The organism is Nostoc sp. KVJ20, from assembly GCF_001712795.1.
Classification (GTDB): Bacteria; Cyanobacteriota; Cyanobacteriia; order Cyanobacteriales; family Nostocaceae; genus Nostoc.
Genome location: NZ_KV757620.1, coordinates 91,398 through 110,216 on the forward strand (window position 1 = coordinate 91,398; position 18,819 = coordinate 110,216).

General features: G+C 43.3%; 17 protein-coding genes. 5 read left to right on the forward strand and 12 right to left on the reverse strand.

The window, feature by feature from the left end; translation table 11 throughout:
- Positions 1–44 precede the first annotated feature (44 nt).
- The 3 genes from A4S05_RS15835 to rplC all read right to left on the reverse strand — a co-directional run bounded on the left by A4S05_RS15835 (position 45) and on the right by rplC (position 1,726).
- On the reverse strand, positions 45–359 hold the full coding sequence (locus A4S05_RS15835) for a 50S ribosomal protein L23 (protein ID WP_069070779.1): 315 nt from the start codon (positions 357–359) through the stop codon (positions 45–47).
- Positions 352–990 carry a 50S ribosomal protein L4 gene (rplD, locus tag A4S05_RS15840; protein ID WP_069070797.1) on the reverse strand — a complete coding sequence of 213 codons (639 nt, stop codon included), beginning with the start codon at positions 988–990 and terminating at the stop codon, positions 352–354. Before rplD ends, A4S05_RS15835 begins: the two co-directional genes overlap by 8 nt.
- A gap of 103 nt (positions 991–1,093) precedes the next feature.
- Complete coding sequence (rplC, locus tag A4S05_RS15845) at positions 1,094–1,726, reverse strand: 50S ribosomal protein L3 (RefSeq protein WP_069070780.1); 633 nt, start codon at positions 1,724–1,726, stop codon at positions 1,094–1,096.
- 950 nt (positions 1,727–2,676) lie between these two features.
- Between rplC and A4S05_RS15850 the strand changes: the two genes are divergently transcribed.
- Positions 2,677–3,153 carry an NAD(P)H-quinone oxidoreductase subunit N gene (locus A4S05_RS15850; protein WP_069070781.1) on the forward strand — a complete coding sequence of 159 codons (477 nt, stop codon included), beginning with the start codon at positions 2,677–2,679 and terminating at the stop codon, positions 3,151–3,153.
- A gap of 109 nt (positions 3,154–3,262) precedes the next feature.
- Here the strand turns inward: A4S05_RS15850 and A4S05_RS15855 are convergent, their stop codons facing one another.
- On the reverse strand, positions 3,263–6,529 hold the full coding sequence (locus A4S05_RS15855) for an efflux RND transporter permease subunit (protein ID WP_069070782.1): 3,267 nt from the start codon (positions 6,527–6,529) through the stop codon (positions 3,263–3,265).
- Between the two features lie 62 nt (positions 6,530–6,591).
- Positions 6,592–8,103: an efflux RND transporter periplasmic adaptor subunit gene (locus A4S05_RS15860; protein ID WP_069070783.1), complete on the reverse strand. Its 1,512-nt coding sequence runs from the start codon at positions 8,101–8,103 to the stop codon at positions 6,592–6,594.
- A gap of 580 nt (positions 8,104–8,683) precedes the next feature.
- On the opposite strand from A4S05_RS15860, the gene A4S05_RS15865 reads away from it, so the two are divergent.
- A complete protein-coding gene (locus tag A4S05_RS15865; protein ID WP_069070784.1) occupies positions 8,684–9,226 on the forward strand; it encodes a phycobiliprotein lyase in 543 nt (180 codons plus the stop codon).
- Between the two features lie 229 nt (positions 9,227–9,455).
- A complete protein-coding gene (locus A4S05_RS15870) occupies positions 9,456–9,773 on the forward strand; it encodes an RNA recognition motif domain-containing protein (protein WP_069070785.1) in 318 nt (105 codons plus the stop codon).
- A gap of 255 nt (positions 9,774–10,028) precedes the next feature.
- On the opposite strand, the gene A4S05_RS15875 is transcribed toward A4S05_RS15870, so the two are convergent.
- Positions 10,029–10,787 (reverse strand): YebC/PmpR family DNA-binding transcriptional regulator, encoded by a 759-nt coding sequence (locus A4S05_RS15875; RefSeq protein ID WP_069070786.1) that lies wholly within the window; start codon positions 10,785–10,787, stop codon positions 10,029–10,031.
- Positions 10,788–10,945: 158 nt separating this feature from the next.
- On the opposite strand from A4S05_RS15875, the gene A4S05_RS15880 reads away from it, so the two are divergent.
- Positions 10,946–12,292: an ABC transporter substrate-binding protein gene (locus A4S05_RS15880; protein ID WP_256090993.1), complete on the forward strand. Its 1,347-nt coding sequence runs from the start codon at positions 10,946–10,948 to the stop codon at positions 12,290–12,292.
- 54 nt (positions 12,293–12,346) lie between these two features.
- On the opposite strand, the gene A4S05_RS15885 is transcribed toward A4S05_RS15880, so the two are convergent.
- The 4 genes from A4S05_RS15885 to A4S05_RS15900 all read right to left on the reverse strand — a co-directional run bounded on the left by A4S05_RS15885 (position 12,347) and on the right by A4S05_RS15900 (position 15,393).
- Positions 12,347–13,915, reverse strand: a complete 1,569-nt coding sequence (locus tag A4S05_RS15885) for a metallophosphoesterase family protein (RefSeq protein ID WP_069070787.1) — start codon at positions 13,913–13,915, stop codon at positions 12,347–12,349.
- Between the two features lie 113 nt (positions 13,916–14,028).
- Complete coding sequence (locus A4S05_RS15890; protein ID WP_069070788.1) at positions 14,029–14,454, reverse strand: type II toxin-antitoxin system VapC family toxin; 426 nt, start codon at positions 14,452–14,454, stop codon at positions 14,029–14,031.
- 19 nt (positions 14,455–14,473) lie between these two features.
- A complete protein-coding gene (locus tag A4S05_RS15895) occupies positions 14,474–14,689 on the reverse strand; it encodes a hypothetical protein (RefSeq protein WP_069070789.1) in 216 nt (71 codons plus the stop codon).
- 272 nt (positions 14,690–14,961) lie between these two features.
- Complete coding sequence (locus A4S05_RS15900; protein WP_069070790.1) at positions 14,962–15,393, reverse strand: GFA family protein; 432 nt, start codon at positions 15,391–15,393, stop codon at positions 14,962–14,964.
- 297 nt (positions 15,394–15,690) lie between these two features.
- Between A4S05_RS15900 and A4S05_RS15905 the strand changes: the two genes are divergently transcribed.
- Entirely contained in the window at positions 15,691–15,975 is a 285-nt protein-coding gene (locus A4S05_RS15905) for a DUF427 domain-containing protein (protein WP_069070791.1), read from the forward strand.
- Between the two features lie 124 nt (positions 15,976–16,099).
- Here A4S05_RS15905 and A4S05_RS15910 read toward each other — a convergent pair whose 3' ends face one another.
- Both A4S05_RS15910 and A4S05_RS15915 read right to left on the reverse strand, forming a co-directional pair.
- Positions 16,100–16,969 (reverse strand): PEP-CTERM sorting domain-containing protein, encoded by an 870-nt coding sequence (locus tag A4S05_RS15910; protein ID WP_069070792.1) that lies wholly within the window; start codon positions 16,967–16,969, stop codon positions 16,100–16,102.
- 731 nt (positions 16,970–17,700) lie between these two features.
- The coding region (locus A4S05_RS15915; protein WP_141699728.1) for a HEAT repeat domain-containing protein at positions 17,701–18,819 on the reverse strand (1,119 nt) is incomplete at its 5' end.

The window sequence follows — 18,819 nt, forward strand, 5'->3', positions numbered from 1 at the left end:
GAGCATAGTAACTCCTAACTCCTAACTCCTAACTCCTAACTTTTTTAGACTTCTGGGAATAGAACTTGTCTAATCTTGTCTTCATCCCCAGGTGCGACGGTGACGATCGCTCGCTTATATTGGGGCTTATAACCAATAAATTTACCAACGCGCCGCTTTTTACGCGGTGGTAGGGTGGTGTTGACTTTTACAACCTTGACCTGAAATAAATCTTCGATCGCAGCCTTGATTTCTGGCTTTGATGCCTTTGGAATTACTTCAAAGGTGTACTTATTTTGCTCCATCAAGATGGTCGCTTTCTCTGTAACGATTGGGCGACGCACTAAGTCGGCAAGGTCGCGGGGGTCAAAGCTAGGCACTGTAGACCTCCTGAATTTTTTCTAGGGCTGATGCCGTAACTACAATTTTGTCAGCGTGCAGTAAATCAAAAACGTTTAGCTGGTCGGCTGCAATTAGTTTTAAATTTTCAATGTTGCGGGCTGATAAATAAACGTTATCTGTATCCGCAATTTCAGACAAAATTAACAGTGCCTTGCTTTCTGGTACTACTCCCCAACGGGCAAGAGCTGCTACTAATTCTTTAGTCTTGGGGCGAGATAGCTCGGTGCTAAATTCTTCTACTACTATCAAATCGTCAATGCGGCTGACAAATGCTGTCCGCAGTGCCAAACGTCGCTCTTTGCGGTTCAATTTGAGGTTGAAGTCTCTGGGTTTTGGCCCAAAGATCACACCACCACCACGCCACAATGGTGAACGAATAGAACCTGCACGAGCGCGACCAGTACCTTTTTGTCGCCAAGGTTTGCGTCCGCCACCTCTGACTTCAGCACGAGTTTTCGTACTGGCATTTCCTTGACGAGCATTGGTCAATTGCCGTACTAAGGCGCGGTGCACAATATGAGACGCTGTTTCTTCTTTGGCAACGCGCAACTCGAAGGTCGTCTCGCCGACCTGTTCTCCTTGCCAATTTTTAACTACGCTTTCAACCATCTTTGTTATTTGTCCTTTGTCATTTGTCATTTGTCATTTGTCTTTTGCCATTTGTCCTTAGCCAATGACTAATCACTAATGACTTTTGACTAATGACTTTTGACTATCCCACTACTTTTGCAGGCACAACACTTACTAGAGCACCTGGTTTACCAGGAATAGCTCCCTTAATTAGCAATAAGTTGCGTTCTGCATCAACTCTTACTATGGTCAGTTTGCGAATTGTGATGCGTTTTCCACCTAAACGCCCTGCCATCCGCTTACCTGGATAGACACGACCTGGTGTTGTACCAGCACCAATAGAACCCGGCGCTCTGTGGTTTTTAGAACCGTGTGACATAGGCCCACGAGCAAAGTTGTTGCGCTTCTGGTTTCCCGCAAAGCCGCGACCAATACTTGTGCCAACTACATCGACAATTTGACCTGCGCTAAAAATATCTGCTTTAATCTCTTGACCTAAAGCATAATCGCTAGAGCTATCGGTGTGATATTCATTTAAGTGACGCAATGCTGGGGCAGATGATTTAGCCAAATGGCCCAGTAGTGGTCTGTTTAGTGCCTTGGGTTTGACTTCGCCATAACCAACTTGAATGGCAAAGTAACCGTCGGTTTGTTTCGTTTTAACTTGTGTAACAGTGCATGGCCCTGCTTGAATGACAGTCACAGGAATAGCTACTCCTGCTTCGTCAAATATTTGGGTCATGCCCAGCTTGGTGCCGAGAATACCTACAGACACAATAACTGGTTCTCCTTTCTACTTGCTGACCTTGGAATTGGACTCTAGAGGACACGCTTTGTACGCATCAGTTTAGGCTGGGTTAGCCTGCGAAATTTGGAATGGCTTTAATAAGCCGCTCCAAATGCTTTCGGACACAACAAACCGTGTCCGTACTGCTTGGTGAATCTGTTTAGCTTCACTCACTAGATCACCAGAACAGCCACAAGTCCCTTCATATTGGGAAGGGGTAACTTCTGGAATCAATGCAAGGCGCTACAGCTTTAAGCTGTGTGCAGCAATGCTTTCGTCCAAGCAATTGCTCTGGCACTTTCTGGAGGCAGCGCTGTCGGCGGGTTTTCCGATTTTTACACGCCCCAAGGGCGGCTTCCCGGAGATTGGCTACTGCCGTGTTGCAGTTGGACTTAAGCGGTTTTTACCGCCCAGTATCCGCTAACTGAGACTGACGTAATGCCATGAAACCAACATTGCTGCTCAGTCTTTACTTCCCTAAACACCTTAAACTATTGTTTAAGATTTTGCCTACTTTTTCAGAGGCACAGGAGTAAACTTACTCTGGAGCTTACATAAGCTCCAATGTTGACCTGAAAGCTTTTCTAGTTTACCAGTCTATGATCAATCTGAGTCAGATTATCCAATTTGGATTTATTCGTTAGTTTTTTATGCTAACACTACCCCAGAATGACAGTTGAGAAGTTCACTACTTTGCGTTTTTGGTCACAATCTAATAATATAAATTATTTATTTATGTTTGTCCAGTAATTTATAGAGTTATTTTTAGGGAGTGGGGACGAAGTAAGGGAACAGGAAATAGGTTACAGGGTACAGATTATCACCTATCACCTGTCACCTCTCCCCTAATCCCAATGCCCAATGCCCAAAAAAATGCTTTTAATCTATCGGTTCAGGGTAAATAATAGAGATATCTAAGTGGGATAAGACGAAAATCTATGGCACTAATTACCACTGGCAACGGTTTAATCCGCGATCTGGAAAAATTTGGCGCTCTTGGAGTGTATGTACCTCTGGAAGGGGGTTATGAAGGTCGATATCAGCGCCGACTACGGGCTGCTGGCTATACCACCCTTCACATTACCGCTAAGGGACTGGGTGACGTAGCTGCGTATCTCACAAGAGTTCATGGAGTCAGACCTCCTCATCTTGGTAAAAAAAGTACTGGTAGCGGTGCAGCAGTAGGTCAGGTGTACTATCTACCCCCAATTCTCAATTCTCATCTAGAACAGTTACCACCAAAGTCAAAGGGGCTGGTCTTGTGGATTATTGAAGGGCATATTCTTTCTAATGAGGAAGTTGAGTATTTAACGAATTTACCTCAGCTAGAACCACGAGTAAAAGTAATTATTGAGAGAGGTGGCGATCGCGCTTTCCGTTGGACTTCTCTAGAAAAAACTCTGTTAGCTAGCTAACACTTACAAAAGTGAGGAAGGTATGAATTTTAACTCATAACTTCCTCACTCTTGAGATATTGGCAATTATTGATCAAACCAGAAGCTCTATGTGCAACTTAAATGCTCATTAGTTTGTAAGTTTTTTGGTAAATCCCTGCAACCGGATTAACACTGGCTTCGCCCAATTTCCACCCAGCAAATCGTGCAACAGGGTATAAAAACAGGGGATGATAAACAGCGTCAGCACTGTTGCCAAAGATAAGCCCGAAAACACTACCACGCCTAATGGTTGCAGAAATTCTGAACCTTCCCCAATTCCTAACGCTAGGGGAAACATACCTAAAACTGTGGTAATGGTTGTCATTAATATTGGTCGTAGGCGTTGAGGTGCAGCTTTCAAAATCGCAGTTTTCCGGTCAACTTTTTCCCGTTCGAGAATTTGATTGGCCAATTCCACCATGATGATGGCGTTATTAACTACAATACCCACCAGTAAAACCGCGCCGACAATCACTGTCGCGCCAATGGCAGTTTTGGTGATGTAAAGTCCAAAAATCCCCCCAGCTAATGCCAAGGGAATTGTAAACATAATTACTAGCGGGTCGATGAGGGAATTGTATTGCACCGCCATCACCACAAAGACTAAAAAGGCAGCTAATCCACCTAATAGTTGTAGTGAGCTTTGGAGTTGCTGATTAGATTCTGCTGCTGAACTGGGTAAGCGGCTGACACCTTCAGGTAAATCTAGACTATCTAGTACCGTACTGACCTGTTCTAGGGCCTCACTAAGGCTAGCTCCCTGTGTTAAGTTGCCAGCAATTAAGAAAACCTGACGCTGGTTGATTCGCTGAACTTCTCCTGGAGCTTGAGCTTCAGCAATTTTGGCAACATCACTCAAGCGAATTTGGCGATTGTTATCGACAAACAATGGCAACCTTTGCAACTGAGAAGCTGCTTGCAATGATTTTTCATTCAACTTGACGCGAACATCGATTAAACGGTTGCCGCGTTGCAACTGAGTTGGTACGCTACCTTCAAGAGCAGTCTGAATTGTTTCCCCAATTTGTGTGGTAGTTAAACCCAAAGCTGAAACTCTCTCCCAGTCAGGAAGAATCTGAATTTCTGGTTGGCGATCGTCTGCATCGGGACGAAATCTCGCTAATGTAGCTTGTTCTTCTAAGGCTGCTAGTACCTGACGACCAGCTTCTTCTAAATTATTTACGTCATTTCCCTGAAGCATCACGTCAACATCAGCACCACGGATCGGAGAGTTGCTGAGAATCAAACCCCGTACTTGACCAGGGGAAAGGCGCAGGCGAATTCCTGCTAAATTTAGCTTGTTCAACTCTTGGGTAACTCGTTCTACATAAGCTTGGACATTAGTACCCGCCTTCAAGGTAATATTGCTGGAAGCTCGTAGGGCATTAGCATTGGTAGCGTTTCCAAAGAGGGAGCCACCAATTGTAGAGAAAACATATTCTGTTTCTGGCTGCTTGCGGATAATCTCATCCACCGCAACCATTACTTTTTGGTTGGTTTCTAAAGGTGTACCGGGAGGAAATTGGGCGTTTAAGTTGGCTTGTCCGGTGTTGATGCGGGGAAGAATTTCTTGGGGAATTTGCGGTGCCATCCACAAACTGCCGCCGCCAAAAAGGATAATAGCGATCGCTACCGTAGCCACCCGCCAGCGTAATATCCCTGCTAAAAAACTGCCGTATCCCCTCGTAGAAGCATCAAAGCGGCTATTAAACTTTCGTAAAAACCAAAATTCGCTCAGACGGCTAGAAAACTTCCATGCCAATATCCGGGAAGCAAGCATTGGTACAACGGTTACGGCAATCAAAATTGAAGCTGCAACTGAAAAGGTGATGGTGAGAATTAACTCATTAAATAGTAGTGCGATAAAACCGCCGATCAGCAAAAACGGTAATACAGCTACCAAGTTTGTACTAGTAGAAGCAATTAAAGCTGATTCTACTTCTTGGCTACTTTTTTCTGCTTGATAAATTAGTTGCTGCGAATTCAAGCGGGTTCTATTATCCTTACCGGGAGTCATCCCAGCCCCTTCGGCAATGTTCTCTAACATGACGATGGAGTTGTCTACCACAATACCCACACCCAGCGCTAGACCACCCAAACTAAAAACGTTGATAGATAAGCCAAATAGCCCCATCAAGATGATGGCAGCTAGGGTTGCTAAGGGGATGGCTAGGACGATGATGAAAGTTTGTCGTAGAGAACCAAGAAATAGGAGAACTGCGATCGCAGCTAGTCCAGTACCAATCAACCCAGAACTGGTAACATTCGAGATAGAGTTGCGAATAAACCGTGATTCATCCAAGGTGGGTGTAAGAACTGTCCCTTCGGGAATTACCCCAGATTGCCGGAGTTCTTCTAAGCGTTGTTTCACACCCTCTACAACGTTAATGGTGTTAGCATCGGGCTGCTTTTGGATGCTGACTTTTACAGCTTCTTCCCCGTTGAGTAGAACGTACACCCGTTGTTGTTCTGAGCCATCAATGACTTCAGCAAAGTCGCGCAAATAGACGCGGCGGTTGGGGACTGGGGATTGGGTACTGGCGACTGGGGACTGGGTACTGGTGACTGGGGAAGAAGGAGCAGAAGAGACTTCAAAAGAAAGATTGCTAATTTCATTGGCATTTTGGAACCGCCCAACGGTACGGGTTAAGGGTTCAGAATTCTGCCCTAAAATCCGACCACCAGAAATATCTATGTTGCGATCTCTGAGTTCATCTAAGACATCGGTTAAACCTACACCCAAAGCTTGCAACCGATCCAAATCAATATTGACCCTAACTTCTTCTTGAACTCCTCCCGATATATCTACCCCTGCAACTCCAGATACAACACTCAGTTCGCGGGCTAGTTCTTCTTCGGCAAAAACGCGCAAATCAACGCCTTCTAGAGAGGGCGAAGTTAATGCCAATTCGTAAACTGGCAATTGGGAAGGATCGACTTTAAATAAGCGTGGTTCTTCGATGGCGTCTGGTAATGTGCTTCTAGCTCTGTTAAAAGCAGCTGTCGCATCGTTTAAAGCTTGGTCAATATTGCCACCTGGTTGAAAGAACAGATCCAAATTTATCTGTCCCTCACGAGTTTGGGAAAAAATCTGTACCACACCCTCGGTAGCCGCAAAGGCTTCTTCTAGGGGTCTGGTAACTTCATCAACTGCTACCTCTGGGGAAACTCCAGGTGCTTGTATTCGCACACCAATTCGAGGATAGGTAATTGATGGTAGTAAATCTACGGGTAACTTGGCGATAAAAAAGAACCCTAAGACTATCACTGCCAACGTCAGCATGAGTGTGCCGATGTGTTGGCGGATTGATATGGCACTGATACTAAATCCGCCGCCGTTTTTTACTTGCTGCATTACTGTCGCTGCGCTCCAATTAAAAAGGCAAAATGGAAAATTCCAAAAGACATTTTGAATTTTTAATTCCCTGTAGGGGATGACTCTGCTGTTTCGGAAAGAATTGATAAACGTACAGCGGCTCCATCTTTTAGGGGCTGACCACTGCGAACAACATAGCGCTCCCCGGCTTGTAAGCCAGATAGAATTTCCACTCTGCCATCAACCCTTTTTCCTAAAGTGACAGCACGCGCCGCTACTTTTGCCTTACCTTCTGTATCTTTCACAACAAATAGCGTCCCAGATGGGTTTTCTTGCTCTCCTCCTGCTCCTTTTGCTGCCCCGGCTTGTTTTTGAATAGCTGTTTGTGGCACTACTACTCGCTGTTGAGTCTGAGTTTCAAAATTGACTCGCGCCAGTAATCCGCTGCCAATCTTCCCTTGAGTATTGGGAATCACTACTTCTACAGGTATCAAACGAGATGTGGCATCGGCAGCGGGGGAAATACGCGTAACTCTGCCAGTTAATGTTTCGCTGGGGAAGGCATCTAAGCGAACTTGTACAGATTGCCCAACCTGAATTTGTGATAGTTCTAATTCGGAAACTTGCACGACGACTTTGACACGGTTAAAGTCACCAATTTTCAAGACTTCGCTACCTGCTTGCAGAAGGTTGCCTGGTTCTGTCACCTTTTCTGTGACTACGCCAGTGATTGGTGATGTGAGTCGAGCATAAGACCTACGCTCTTTGGTTTGGGCAACCAATGCCTGTTGGGCAAGTACTCTACCTTGGGCGGCAGCGACGGCTTGCTGTTCTGTACGGACTTGCTCTTGGGCTGCCCGTAGTGCCTGGGCGGCTGTTTGCGCCTGGGTACGTGCTTGTTCGGCTGATTGTTGAGCGATCGCTCCGGCTTTGAATAGATCCTGTTGCCGTCTTGAGTCTGCCTGAGCTTGCACCACTTCTAACCGCGCCCGTTCAACGTCTGCACGGGCATTACTTACCTGATTAGTTGCCCTAGCTACTTCTGATTTGAGGGCTGCTAGTTCTGCTTCTGCTTGCTTTAATTCGGTCAAAAGGATGGCATCGTCTAACTGCCCGACGTTTTGCCCAAGCTTTACTGTATCGCCCACATCTAAGTTCAAAGCCAACAACCGGGCTTCTACCTGCGATCGCACTGATATAATCCGAAAAGGTGTTGTATTACCTGTGTACTCTGGTTGTGTTTGCAGCGAGTCCGTTCGAGCGATCGCCGCATCTACAGGTGTTCCACCACCGCGTTCTCCACCACCAGGTTGCTGAGATTGTGCTCCTGCTGATTCCTTGGGCAGTGATCCGCAACTCGCCGTCAACAGTCCTATACCCACCAAACAGGGAATTAATAAACTTCTTACAGAATTGGAAGAAAGGGAATAATTTCTTTCTTTCCCTTTTTCACTTATTGCACAAGTGCTGTTTGCAAGAAGTCTACTCTTTAAATCTGCGGTAGCCACTTCAGTTTTCACAACTGAATCTAACTGGATATTAATTAGTTGGTTAGTGGCTACTTGATCTGTCATTTTCACCTGTTTGTGCGGCTTATTTGCATCCAAAATCATTTATTTTTCTCCTATTGGGGAGCTTTTGGGGTTAAACAGCCGTGTTTTAATCAAGTAATTTTGAGAGATATCATTAACAAAAAACGGCGAGAATGAATAAGCTGTCTGACAGTAATTTTTTGCATCAAAAACTACTGTTTTCCCACAAAAGTCCAAAACTTCTCACCGCTCTACTTCTTACGCAGAGGTAGATAATCTTCTTGCAGTTAACAAATTATAAACTTAGTATAAATATTTGTCATTTTTCTCGAATCTACCCATAGGCTAAATCTGGCTTTTTCTAAAGATATGAGCCAAAAAGTTTCATATTCTAACATAATGGGCAGTCTTAAAAAATGATTTTTTATACATTCAATACTAGATTCTATTCTACTGCAACTTTTAGTATTTGCAGTACTTTAAAATGTTAAAAATATTAAAGATTTATTGCTTTTTATGTCTATAATGTAATGGCAAACACTATTTTTTCTTACCCCCTTGCGTAAGATGGCGAGAGACAGGGCAATCAGTGTTATGGCAACAACAGTCAAGAATTAGCTTTTGCCAAAAACATATTTGGATTAGGTGAGGAAGGTAAGACGTGACATCTCTGTTAAAAATTGCACAAACTGCTGATGAATCCCAGATTTCCGAATTTTTCCAAGAATCAGCGGGTAATTGGCGATCGCAAAGGCGTTACTACACCCTACCTGAAGGAGAAACCAAGGAAATGGAGAGTATCGTTACGATCAATTTTCTTGAGCAGGGCTGTGATGAATTGCAAAAGCTAGCTCAGATGCACGATTTGTTTGACACAGATAGTTTTATCTGTGGTGCAGCAGTTACATGGGAAAGTACGGATGTGCTGAAAGCAAGGAAAGAGTCGCAAGGTTCGACGATATTTGGGGTTGTGGGAAACATTTTGTATCGCGATCGCGGCTTTGCCATATCTAAACCAGTCACCGCCCAGTATTATTTCTCCAACCCGAAAACACTGTGTTTGCGAACTGAATACAACGGTTCAGTGTTTGAGGAAGAGTTAAAGCTAATTGGCAGCAAATACCGCACCAGACAAACCATTATCTCCCGTGCTGGTGAGCAGTTGATGATTGGTCAATATTTAGAAAAGAGAGTGGAAAGTTAAGCCTCGTAGGTTTGGTTTGGGGACTAGCCAGCAACTTTATATAACTTTTTATAACAGTTTTTCAACCATTTTCCCAAAAAGTCAGTTGCTATGTAATCATGGAAAGTGAAATGAGAATTAATTCGGCGACAGTGTTTGTTTTTAGTATTGACAGGCTTTTCCCTTTTGGTATTACAGACTTCTCTCCGAAATCTAAATCTCTACAAACTTATGATTTTGGAGACATTTAATGTCAATTTACGTTGGTAACCTCTCCTATGATGTTACACAAGATGCGCTAAGTGCTGTATTTGCAGAATATGGTGCTGTAAAGCGTGTTCAACTACCTACTGACCGTGAAACAGGTCGTTTACGTGGCTTTGCTTTCGTGGAAATGAGTTCAGAAGATGAAGAAACGAAAGCCATTGAAGCTCTTGATGGTGCTGAGTGGCTTGGTCGTGACCTGAAAGTAAATAAAGCCAAGCCAAGAGAAGACAGAAGTGGTGGTGGTTCCTTCGGTGGAAACCGTGGCGGTGGTGGCGGTGGCTACAACCGTAACCGCTACTAAGTTAAACCGACGAAAGTAACTTAATTTAATCTGGAAAAGGCTCAGGCAAAAATGCTTGAGCCTTTTTTGTGGAAAACTTTAACTATTTGAAGAAGAATTCAGGAGCCAGAATTCTGTTTCGATAAGATTTAAGACATCATCCAAATATAGCCGTAGCCACATAGGNNCAAGGCTAGGAATAGTAATACTTTTACCTCCAGCCTCCAGCCTCCTGCTATAACTGCAATTTGGCTATGATGCCGACATAAATTTTGATTAAGAAATGCTGAGTTCCATCAGTTCTTCCGCTATTTCAAAGTTAGCTGTGACATTTTGCACGTCATCCAAGGCTTCTAGAGTGTCAATTAACTTGAAAAGCGATCGCGCCTGATCGGGATCAGTAACTTCTACACTATTACTAGGAATCCAGCGCAATTCGGCATCAGTTACCTTAAAGCCTTGATTTTTGAGTGTCTGGCTAAGGGTTTCTAAATTTCCAATATCAGTAAATACCTCAGCCATCTCATCTTCATTCATCTCATAAGACTGGGCATCACCTTCGAGGGATGCTTCTAAAAGCCGTTCTTCGTCAACCTCACCCTGCACAACACAAACGCCTTTTTGGTCAAACATCCAGCTAACACAACCTGTTTCACCAAGATTGCCACCATTTTTACTAAAAGCTACACGCAAGTCAGCAGCGGTACGATTGCGATTATCTGTAAGGGCTTCGATTAAAATCGCTACACCACCAGGGCCATAACCTTCATAGCGAATCGCTTCAAAGGTAGCACTATCGCCGCCAAAATTGCCTGCACCTTTAGCGATCGCTCGTTCAATATTATCATTAGGGATACTCGCTGCTTTTGCCTTGTCAATTGCCGTCCGGAGTTGAAAATTCAGCGCCGGATCTGGTACACCGCTTCTAGCAGCAACGATAATCGCTCTGGATAACTGAGTGAAGGTTTTGCCCTTTTTTGCATCTACTACGGCCTTCTGGCGCTTAATATTTGCCCATTTACTGTGTCCTGCCATAATCTGAAATTATCAAAACTCTATTCAAGTTTAGGATATACCTAGCTTTTGCTCCGATGCTAAAAGGGAGTGGGGAAGTAGTAGTGCTGAGTGGGTAGTCTTACTTCTTTACTCAGTACTCGAAACTGTTTTGCCCAATACCCAATTTAATTAACATCATGCACGATTTTTTTTACCCTCCTCGCCATGCCAAGCGAAAAAGTAAGAAAGTGTCACACTATTTTAGGAGCTTACTCCTTGTATTATTAGTGGGCATAGTAGCTTTAGTTGGATGTCAAAGTATTCTACCTGGTCTTAAGGAAGATAAAATAATTCATTTAACCCTGTGGCAAGGTGTAAATCCGCCGCCAAATCGGGATGTACTGCAAAAGCTGGTAGACAAATTCAATCAATCCCATCCAGATATTCAAGTTGAGTCACTTTATGTTGGACAACAGGATCAGCAAACGCCTAAGATTTTAGCGGCAGTGGTAGGAAATGCACCTCCAGATTTGTTGTGGTATAATCCGACGATCGCAGGTCAATTGGTGGAACTCGACGCACTTTTACCTTTGGATGAAATGCTCGAAAAATCTTCAATTCAAGCCGAAATTGACCCTGCTTTGTATGAATCGATGAAATACAACGGTAATATTTGGTCTGTGCCCTTTGCTACGAATAATGTTGGTATTTTTTACCGTCCGAGTTTGTTTAAGGCAGCGGGTATTACTGAATTACCCCGCACTTGGCAGGAGTTTGGACAAGTTGCAAGGAAATTAACTCGTGATACTAATGGTGATGGACGAACAGATCAATATGGGATGTTTCTGCCTTTGGGAAAGGGAGAATTTACAGTGTTCACCTGGCTACCGTTTATGTGGAGTGGTGGCGGCGAGTTGGTGAGTGGTGATTCACAGAATGCGGCAGCAGTAGATTTGCAAGAGAATCAAGGAGCGATCGCTGCTTTGCAATTCTGGCGTAATTTAATTACGGACGGTTCCGCTATTTTATCTGGCCCAGAACGGGGTTATGAGACGGATGACTTGCTGACTGGTAGAGTCGCAATGCAATTAAATGGCCCTTGGACTCTGGGGCAATTTCAAGAAACTGGTGTCGATTTTGATGTTTTTCCAATTCCGGTTGGAGAAAAACCTGCTACTGTTATTGGCGGTGAGAATCTCTTCTTTTTCAAAACCACACCGGAACGTGAAAGAGCAGCTTTTAAGTTTGTCGAATATGCTTTGAGTGAAGAATTTCAGACAGAATTAGCATTGGGAACTGGCTATTTACCGGTGAATTTGAAGTCTCGTCAAAGTCCAAAATATCAGGATTTTGTAAATAAAATACCCCAGGTGAAGGTATTTTTAGATCAAGCTAAATATGGGCGATCGCGTCCGATATTTCCTGGTTACAATCGCATTTCTGACAGTGTAGGTCGAGCAATTGAATCTGTATTGTTGGGTAAAAGTTCGCCAGCAGACTCACTCAAAGTAACCCAGCAACGCTTAGATTTGATTTTTAAGTGACATGGGTAATTTGTAGAGACGCGATTCATCGCGTCTGTTAATCACGCATCCCGCTTAAATCACAAAAGGTTCAAGTTCACTGTTATACCACTCATCTTTAACCCGTTCAGTAATCAGCGGTCTAATGATAAACTTAGGCGGGCAACCATCCAGAACATCAATCCGCACGCATGAGTAAGGCAGTCGGTTCTGGAAATTGTAGTCATGACGACCCACAAAAAGCATTGAATCTGCAACTTTCCGAGTGGGTTTACCTGCAATCTCAGCAAAAGTCTCCATCAATTCAGTTCCACCTCGGCGTTGATAGCGGGGACGATGACCACTACCACCAGAGATAATGCAGTTAATGTGAGAGTCAGCAAATCCGGTATCAGTTGTGCAAAGATGCTCTAAACAGTGAGCGTGTCCATTTAAAATCAAATCGACTATGGGACGTTCTTTAATTAGAGAACCAAGAGTTTGTGCCACTTGTTCAAACACCCAGCGCAAGCGATGGCGAACCGCCAAGGTTTGTGCCTGATTCCATTTAGTAGCTTCTGTGACGTATGGTGGATGGTGGAAAAAGATTACACGTCCGCGCACTTCGGAGGTATTCCAAGATTCGATTAGTCTGCTTCGCAACCATTCAAGTTGTTCAAAGTCGATGGCAGGCATTTGATGAGATGCTAGTTGTTTTTCAATATCGATTTTGATTTCGTCTATTTGGTCTAATTTGGCGCTAAGGTCATCAAGTTGTTCCGCTTCACTTGGTTTATCTGGGTTGAGGCGATCGCATATTTTCAAAATCTGCAATTCTTCTTGATCGATCTCATCGCGACGCTTTTGCAATTCTCGGCGGTAAATTTTCCCTTCTTGAGTCGCAGGTAAGGGTGACGGTGTATTAAAGGTATTAGAATCCAGTGCGAAAAAGTCAATCCCGCCGTAACGAAAGGTGTAATAGCGATTGGGTAAGCGGGTAAACTGTCCAGGTTGATAACGCAAACAGCGTCCTGTATCAGTCTTCGCAGTGTAGTGGCGATCTAAATGACGTTCTAACTCTTGTGGGGACATCGCCTGGGTGTAGTCCATAAATGCCCGTGCATAGGCATTACCTTGATACGATCCATGCCAGCCAATCTCGATATCTTTGTAGCGGAACAGGCGACGTAGTGATGATGTTGTGCCAGTCAATAAACGGTACATCAACGGCACATCGTAGTAATCATGATTACCGAGTACTGGCAAGAACGGCAGATTAAACACCATGCGGTCATAAGGAATGCTTTTCGGGTTGTCACCACCGACAAGAAATTCCCGGTAAGGCTCAATAAAATTTGTTGAATAATACTCTTGGGAACCCACCACATAGATTACATCGCCTGTGTGCAACACAAAACTGCAATCATCGCGGTGAGGAAGCATCAGTTCGGCAACTTGTCGTTGGGGGTGGTGTCGAGAATGGGACTTAGTGCCAGAATCACCGATAACTATAAAGGAAAATTCTGGATTATCCTGCCTGCGATCGTCAATAACTAGACTGGTTTGATCAATTCCCCGTTGCACAAAACTTGGATGCATCCATCGCACCCGTTCCTTCATCTTTTGAATTTTGACAGGAATTGGTGGATCGGAAATCAATTTCATGGCTGATAACTCTTGAATGCCTAATGCACACACCGATTGTAACGAAATATTTAATTGTCATTAGTCATTTGTCATTAGTCATTTGTGAATAACTAACGCCCCATCCCCAATTTTTAAGGCAAATTTTCTCGCAGTAATGCTCGAAAGCCTGCTTGTTGAAAATGCTCATCAGCAGTGAGTGCTTCAGTGATTCCGCTATATTCCATCACAATAAAAGATACGCAATCGACAAATCCCCATTCTTTCTCTGTTCGTTCCCGATATAGCTGGAAAGCACGTTCGTAGAGTTCCTGGGAGAGGGGGACAATTTCTACTTTGGAGTCTGCTACTAGAGAATTTAATAATATAATTGCCGCTTGACGATAAGGTTGTTGGGATAAGGCATTGCCAATTTCCAACATCACAGCTTGGGTTGTTACCAAACGAGTTTCTGCTGCTTGTAACATTTTAGCCAGATGTAAGGCACGGTCATGTAAGCGATCGCTCGGTGCAGATAAGGCAATGGCAAATGATGTATCAAGAAAGACTTCAGAATGCATGAAAAGTTTACTTAGTAATTTACTTACTGTATAAATATTTATCTATATTGGCAGACCAGTCAGCTGGCCCTTCGAGGTTGAGCGATCGCGCCGTTTGCAGAAATGATACCGTTTCATGTTCACTTGGCGGTAAAATTTCAACACTGATTCGTACGCGGGTATTGATTGGCAGTGCGATCGCTTCAGCCGGATAAAACACTTTGCCATTAAACACAGCTGTGATTTTTTCTACCATTTTCCTCAAAAATTGCTTCTAGTCTATCCTAAGCTGGTTGTGGTGATACGGGTAGGGTAGACGACGCTTTAATTAGTGAAGATACGTATATTTGTCTTAAAAATTATCTCGATTTTTCACAATGAACTACACCCCACTGTCCACTTACCAACCAAGAAGAGTCAGATTTTGCTACTTTCTCAATAACTTCTGATTTTAGACCAACTGCAACTTCTGACTTCAAAGAAGACTACTGTTTTAAAGCTTATAATCAATGATTTTTAATCTAATCTTTACCGCTCTGATGGAGGTGCAAACTGTGCAAGTACCTCTGCTCCTGTCAGATTCTTGGTTTCATTGGCAAAACAGTAATATTTGGGCTTTTCATCAATGAATATCTGATGATCGAAAACAAGACCTTCACAGCTATCGAATAGTCCAACAGGTATGAAATACTGGTTACTTTGTTTCAATTTGTAAAATAGATGGCTACCACACTTCTTACAGAATCCACGTTCTGCCCATTCTGAAGATTGATAAACTCCGATATTTTCTTCACCAGAGAAGCTAACATCACTTTCACACTCAACTACTAACAAAGGGCCTCCACCCCAGTTACGACACATACTACAATGACAGGCTCCTACCTGATTACTCATACGAGTTGTAGAAACGTTTACTACTCCACACAGGCAGCTACCTTTTGCAATGCTCACATTAGACATATTTTTTTCTCCGATCCGAAAAATAAAATGTATTTAAATTGCTTACATTGACGTAAAACTCCAATTTTAAAATATGGAGTTTTGCGTATATGGCGTAGAGTGTGATGATTTTAGCTTTTGTTTTATAATACAGCACTAGCAACTCGACTTTATTCCTCAGAAATGCAACCAAACGAGGCAGTATTTTTTAATTCGCTCAGGATGGACGGGTGAGGTTTGTTGCTCATACTGGCTTTCGCTACAAATAAGCTGATAGTGTAAAAATATTATGTGTATAGTTTATTTACAAAGTCATTTATGCCAAAAGCAATTTGGAATGGAGCAGTTTTAGCCGAAAGTGATAATACAGTAGTTGTGGAAGGCAACCATTATTTCCCTGTTGACACCATTAACAAGCAGTACTTCACAGAAAGTAATACCCACACTACTTGTCCTTGGAAAGGTGTCGCTAGTTACTACAGTATCGACGTTGATGGACAAATCAATAAAGATGCTGCTTGGTATTATCCCAGCGCTAAGGAAAAAGCTAAGAATATTGAGGGCTATGTTGCTTTCTGGAAGGGTGTAAAAGTTGAGGCTTAATAAGGATTCCTGGAAGTATTTTAGTTTCAGGTAATTGATATTATGTCCGACTAATTACTCATAAAATAATCAGCCCACCTGTGCGGGCTGATTATTTAAACTGTTTGGAAATTTTTATACGTAATTATACCTTCGTCTTACGGAATGCTGCTTGCTTTCTCTTCGCCAGCCAAGCCAGACTACAAGCAAGTATAGTACCAGCGATCGCACTTGGTTCCGGCACTCTTGTTGTCACTATAAGGTTCCCGGTTGTAATAGTTATACTGCCTCCATTATTACTACCACTGTTAATTTCCCCAGAATTGCCAACGGTAATGCCGCCTCCTGGTGCTGAATTATTGTCACCACCGTTGATTTGCCCAGAATTGCCAATGGTAATGCTGTCTCCTATTACTGAAATATTGCCGCCAACGTTGATTTGCCCAGCAGTGCCGTTGTTAGTTGGAGCCGTTACGTTAGTACCATTATTGACAGTCAGTCCACTAGTATTGATCTCTACACTATTGTTGCCGTTTATAGTGCTATTGATAAATGTTACATTGCCAGTACTGTTATTTATCTTCACATCGTCACTAGTAACAGTACTATTTATCAACGTTAGGTTACTAGAATCGTAACCATTGATATTACCAGCGATCGCAAGCCCAGAAAGTGTAACATCGGCGGCGTTAATATCAAACACGGGGAATTGATTATTGCTACTGATGGTTAGTAAGTTAGCACCTGGGCCATTAATAGTAAGATTTTTAGCGATCGCAAGTGCCCCACTCGTCAGGGTAATTGTACTAGGATTACTGCCCAATAAGAACTCTAGCACGTCATTGCTAGTTGCAATGTTGATCGTATCTCGCAATGAGCCAACGCCACTGTCATTGAGATTGTTAACCGTCAAGGTAGCAGCCCGTGCTGATTCCACTTGCATTATTACCCAGCCCAAAGCAACGGCTGTGGAAATAGCTTGAGCGACAGCCTTTTTTCTATTGTTTTTTATCACTTAAAACTCCCGGTATTAATTTGTCAAAGAATAAAAAAGTTACTTGTACAATTACATAGATACATCATAATGTTTAAATTTAATTTGCAAAGCGGGTTTTAATAATTAACAGATTCAAAATGTAATTGAATAATTTTCAAAAGGCTGTGAAATATTGCCCGTATCGCTAGAAATGCTTCAATATGCAGCGAATAGCGATCGCATATTCATAACTTTGACTTGAATCAAAGGTGGTTCACTCGGCATCAATACCTTTCCACAGTTGAGATACAGGTATAGTATTTCCGATCATCGCATCGTACCAACTTTTCGTAAATCTGAGTTGTGGTAGTAATAGTATAGGACTTGTATATATAAGTTTTGCTTAAGCTGTGGTAACGAAACAACTTCATTGATAAGTTTTGTTTAAGCGTTGTGAACGAAGACATAAGTTTTGTCACAAAAACACAAGCATTCTGGACAAAACAACTTGTGTTGTGGACGAACGGACAAGTTTTCTGTAACAACGGATAAGCATTCTGGACAAAACAACTTGTGTTGTGAACGAACGGACAAGTTTTCTGTAACAACGGATAAGCATTCTGAACCAAACAACTTGTGTTATGGACGAACGCACAAGCTGTGGTAACAAAAACAACTTTATTCTTAACGTCCGCTTCTGTTTTGGTAACAAATTGACAAGCTGTTGCGCCGCGGAAACTTAATTTGTAACGTCGTTGCCGCAAAAGTACTTAAATTATTCGTGTGAAGAGTATTTTCTTTAAGCTTCGCATCGCACGAGTAGCAAAATTATGCTGATGCCAAGCTTGATAGAAATCGGGGTAAGGCATATTCTGGGCGCATTCCCAGGCCAAATCGTAGTACTCATTATCCAATTGCCAATAACCAGTTAAAGTTTTGACTACCGCAATGCGATGCTGATTATTCTGTATAATTTTCCCTAAGCTTGATGCTGCCAGCCTACGGGTGGAGTCATCCACAGTAGTTGATTGCAGCAGTTGCACCAAGGTGGCGATCGCAATTTCATTGCCAGGGTCGATTTCCCCTAAACTTGATGCTGCCTGGCTACGGCTGTTGTCATCCACAGTAGTTGATTGCAGCAGTTGCACCAAGGTGGCGATCGCAAATTTATTGCCAGGGTCGATTTCCCCTAAACTTGATGCTGCCTGGCAACGGGTGGAGTCAGCCACAGTAGTTGATTGCAGCAGTTGCACCAAAGCTGCGATTGCAAATTCATTGCCAGTGCCGATTTTCTTTAAGCTGTTTGCTAGTGACTCCCAAATAGAGAAGATCGCAAATTCATTGCCTATGTCGAGGATTTTCCCTAAGTTAATTACTGTCCGCCTACAGGTGAAGCCATTTACATCTTTTGATTGCACCAGTTGCACCAAAGCGGAGATCGCAAATTCATTGCCTGTGTCGATTTTCCCTAAGTTATTTGCTGCCCGCCAACGGGTAAAGTCATTCACATTATTTGATTGCAGCAGTTGCACCAAGGCGGAGATCACAAATTTATTGCCAGTGCCGATTTTCCCTAAGCTATCTGCTGCCTGCCAACGGATGTGGTCATCCACAGTAGTTAATTGCAGCAGTTGCACCAAGGCGGCGATCGCAATTTCATTGCCAGTGCCGATTTTCCCTAAGCTTTCTGCTGCCCGCCAACGGGTGTAGTCATCCACAGTAGTTGATTGCAGCAGTTGCACCAAGGCGGCGATCGCAATTTCATTGCCTGGGTCGATTTCCCCTAAACTTGATGCTGCCCGCCAACGGGTAAAGTCATCCAGATTAGTTGATTGCAGCAGTTGCACCAAGGCGGCGATCGCAATTTCATTGCCAGTGCCGATTTTCCC

Coding starts and splice junctions, on each gene's coding strand:
- rplD (WP_069070797.1), bottom strand. CDS start 990: ATGGTTGAAAGCGTAGTTAAAAATTGGCAAGGAGAACAGGTCGGCGAG.
- A4S05_RS15850 (WP_069070781.1), top strand. CDS start 2,677: ATGGCACTAATTACCACTGGCAACGGTTTAATCCGCGATCTGGAAAAA.
- A4S05_RS15855 (WP_069070782.1), bottom strand. CDS start 6,529: ATGCAGCAAGTAAAAAACGGCGGCGGATTTAGTATCAGTGCCATATCA.
- A4S05_RS15860 (WP_069070783.1), bottom strand. CDS start 8,103: ATGATTTTGGATGCAAATAAGCCGCACAAACAGGTGAAAATGACAGAT.
- A4S05_RS15870 (WP_069070785.1), top strand. CDS start 9,456: ATGTCAATTTACGTTGGTAACCTCTCCTATGATGTTACACAAGATGCG.
- A4S05_RS15875 (WP_069070786.1), bottom strand. CDS start 10,787: ATGGCAGGACACAGTAAATGGGCAAATATTAAGCGCCAGAAGGCCGTA.
- A4S05_RS15880 (WP_256090993.1), top strand. CDS start 10,946: ATGCACGATTTTTTTTACCCTCCTCGCCATGCCAAGCGAAAAAGTAAG.
- A4S05_RS15885 (WP_069070787.1), bottom strand. CDS start 13,915: ATGAAATTGATTTCCGATCCACCAATTCCTGTCAAAATTCAAAAGATG.
- A4S05_RS15890 (WP_069070788.1), bottom strand. CDS start 14,454: ATGCATTCTGAAGTCTTTCTTGATACATCATTTGCCATTGCCTTATCT.
- A4S05_RS15895 (WP_069070789.1), bottom strand. CDS start 14,689: ATGGTAGAAAAAATCACAGCTGTGTTTAATGGCAAAGTGTTTTATCCG.
- A4S05_RS15900 (WP_069070790.1), bottom strand. CDS start 15,393: ATGTCTAATGTGAGCATTGCAAAAGGTAGCTGCCTGTGTGGAGTAGTA.
- A4S05_RS15905 (WP_069070791.1), top strand. CDS start 15,691: ATGCCAAAAGCAATTTGGAATGGAGCAGTTTTAGCCGAAAGTGATAAT.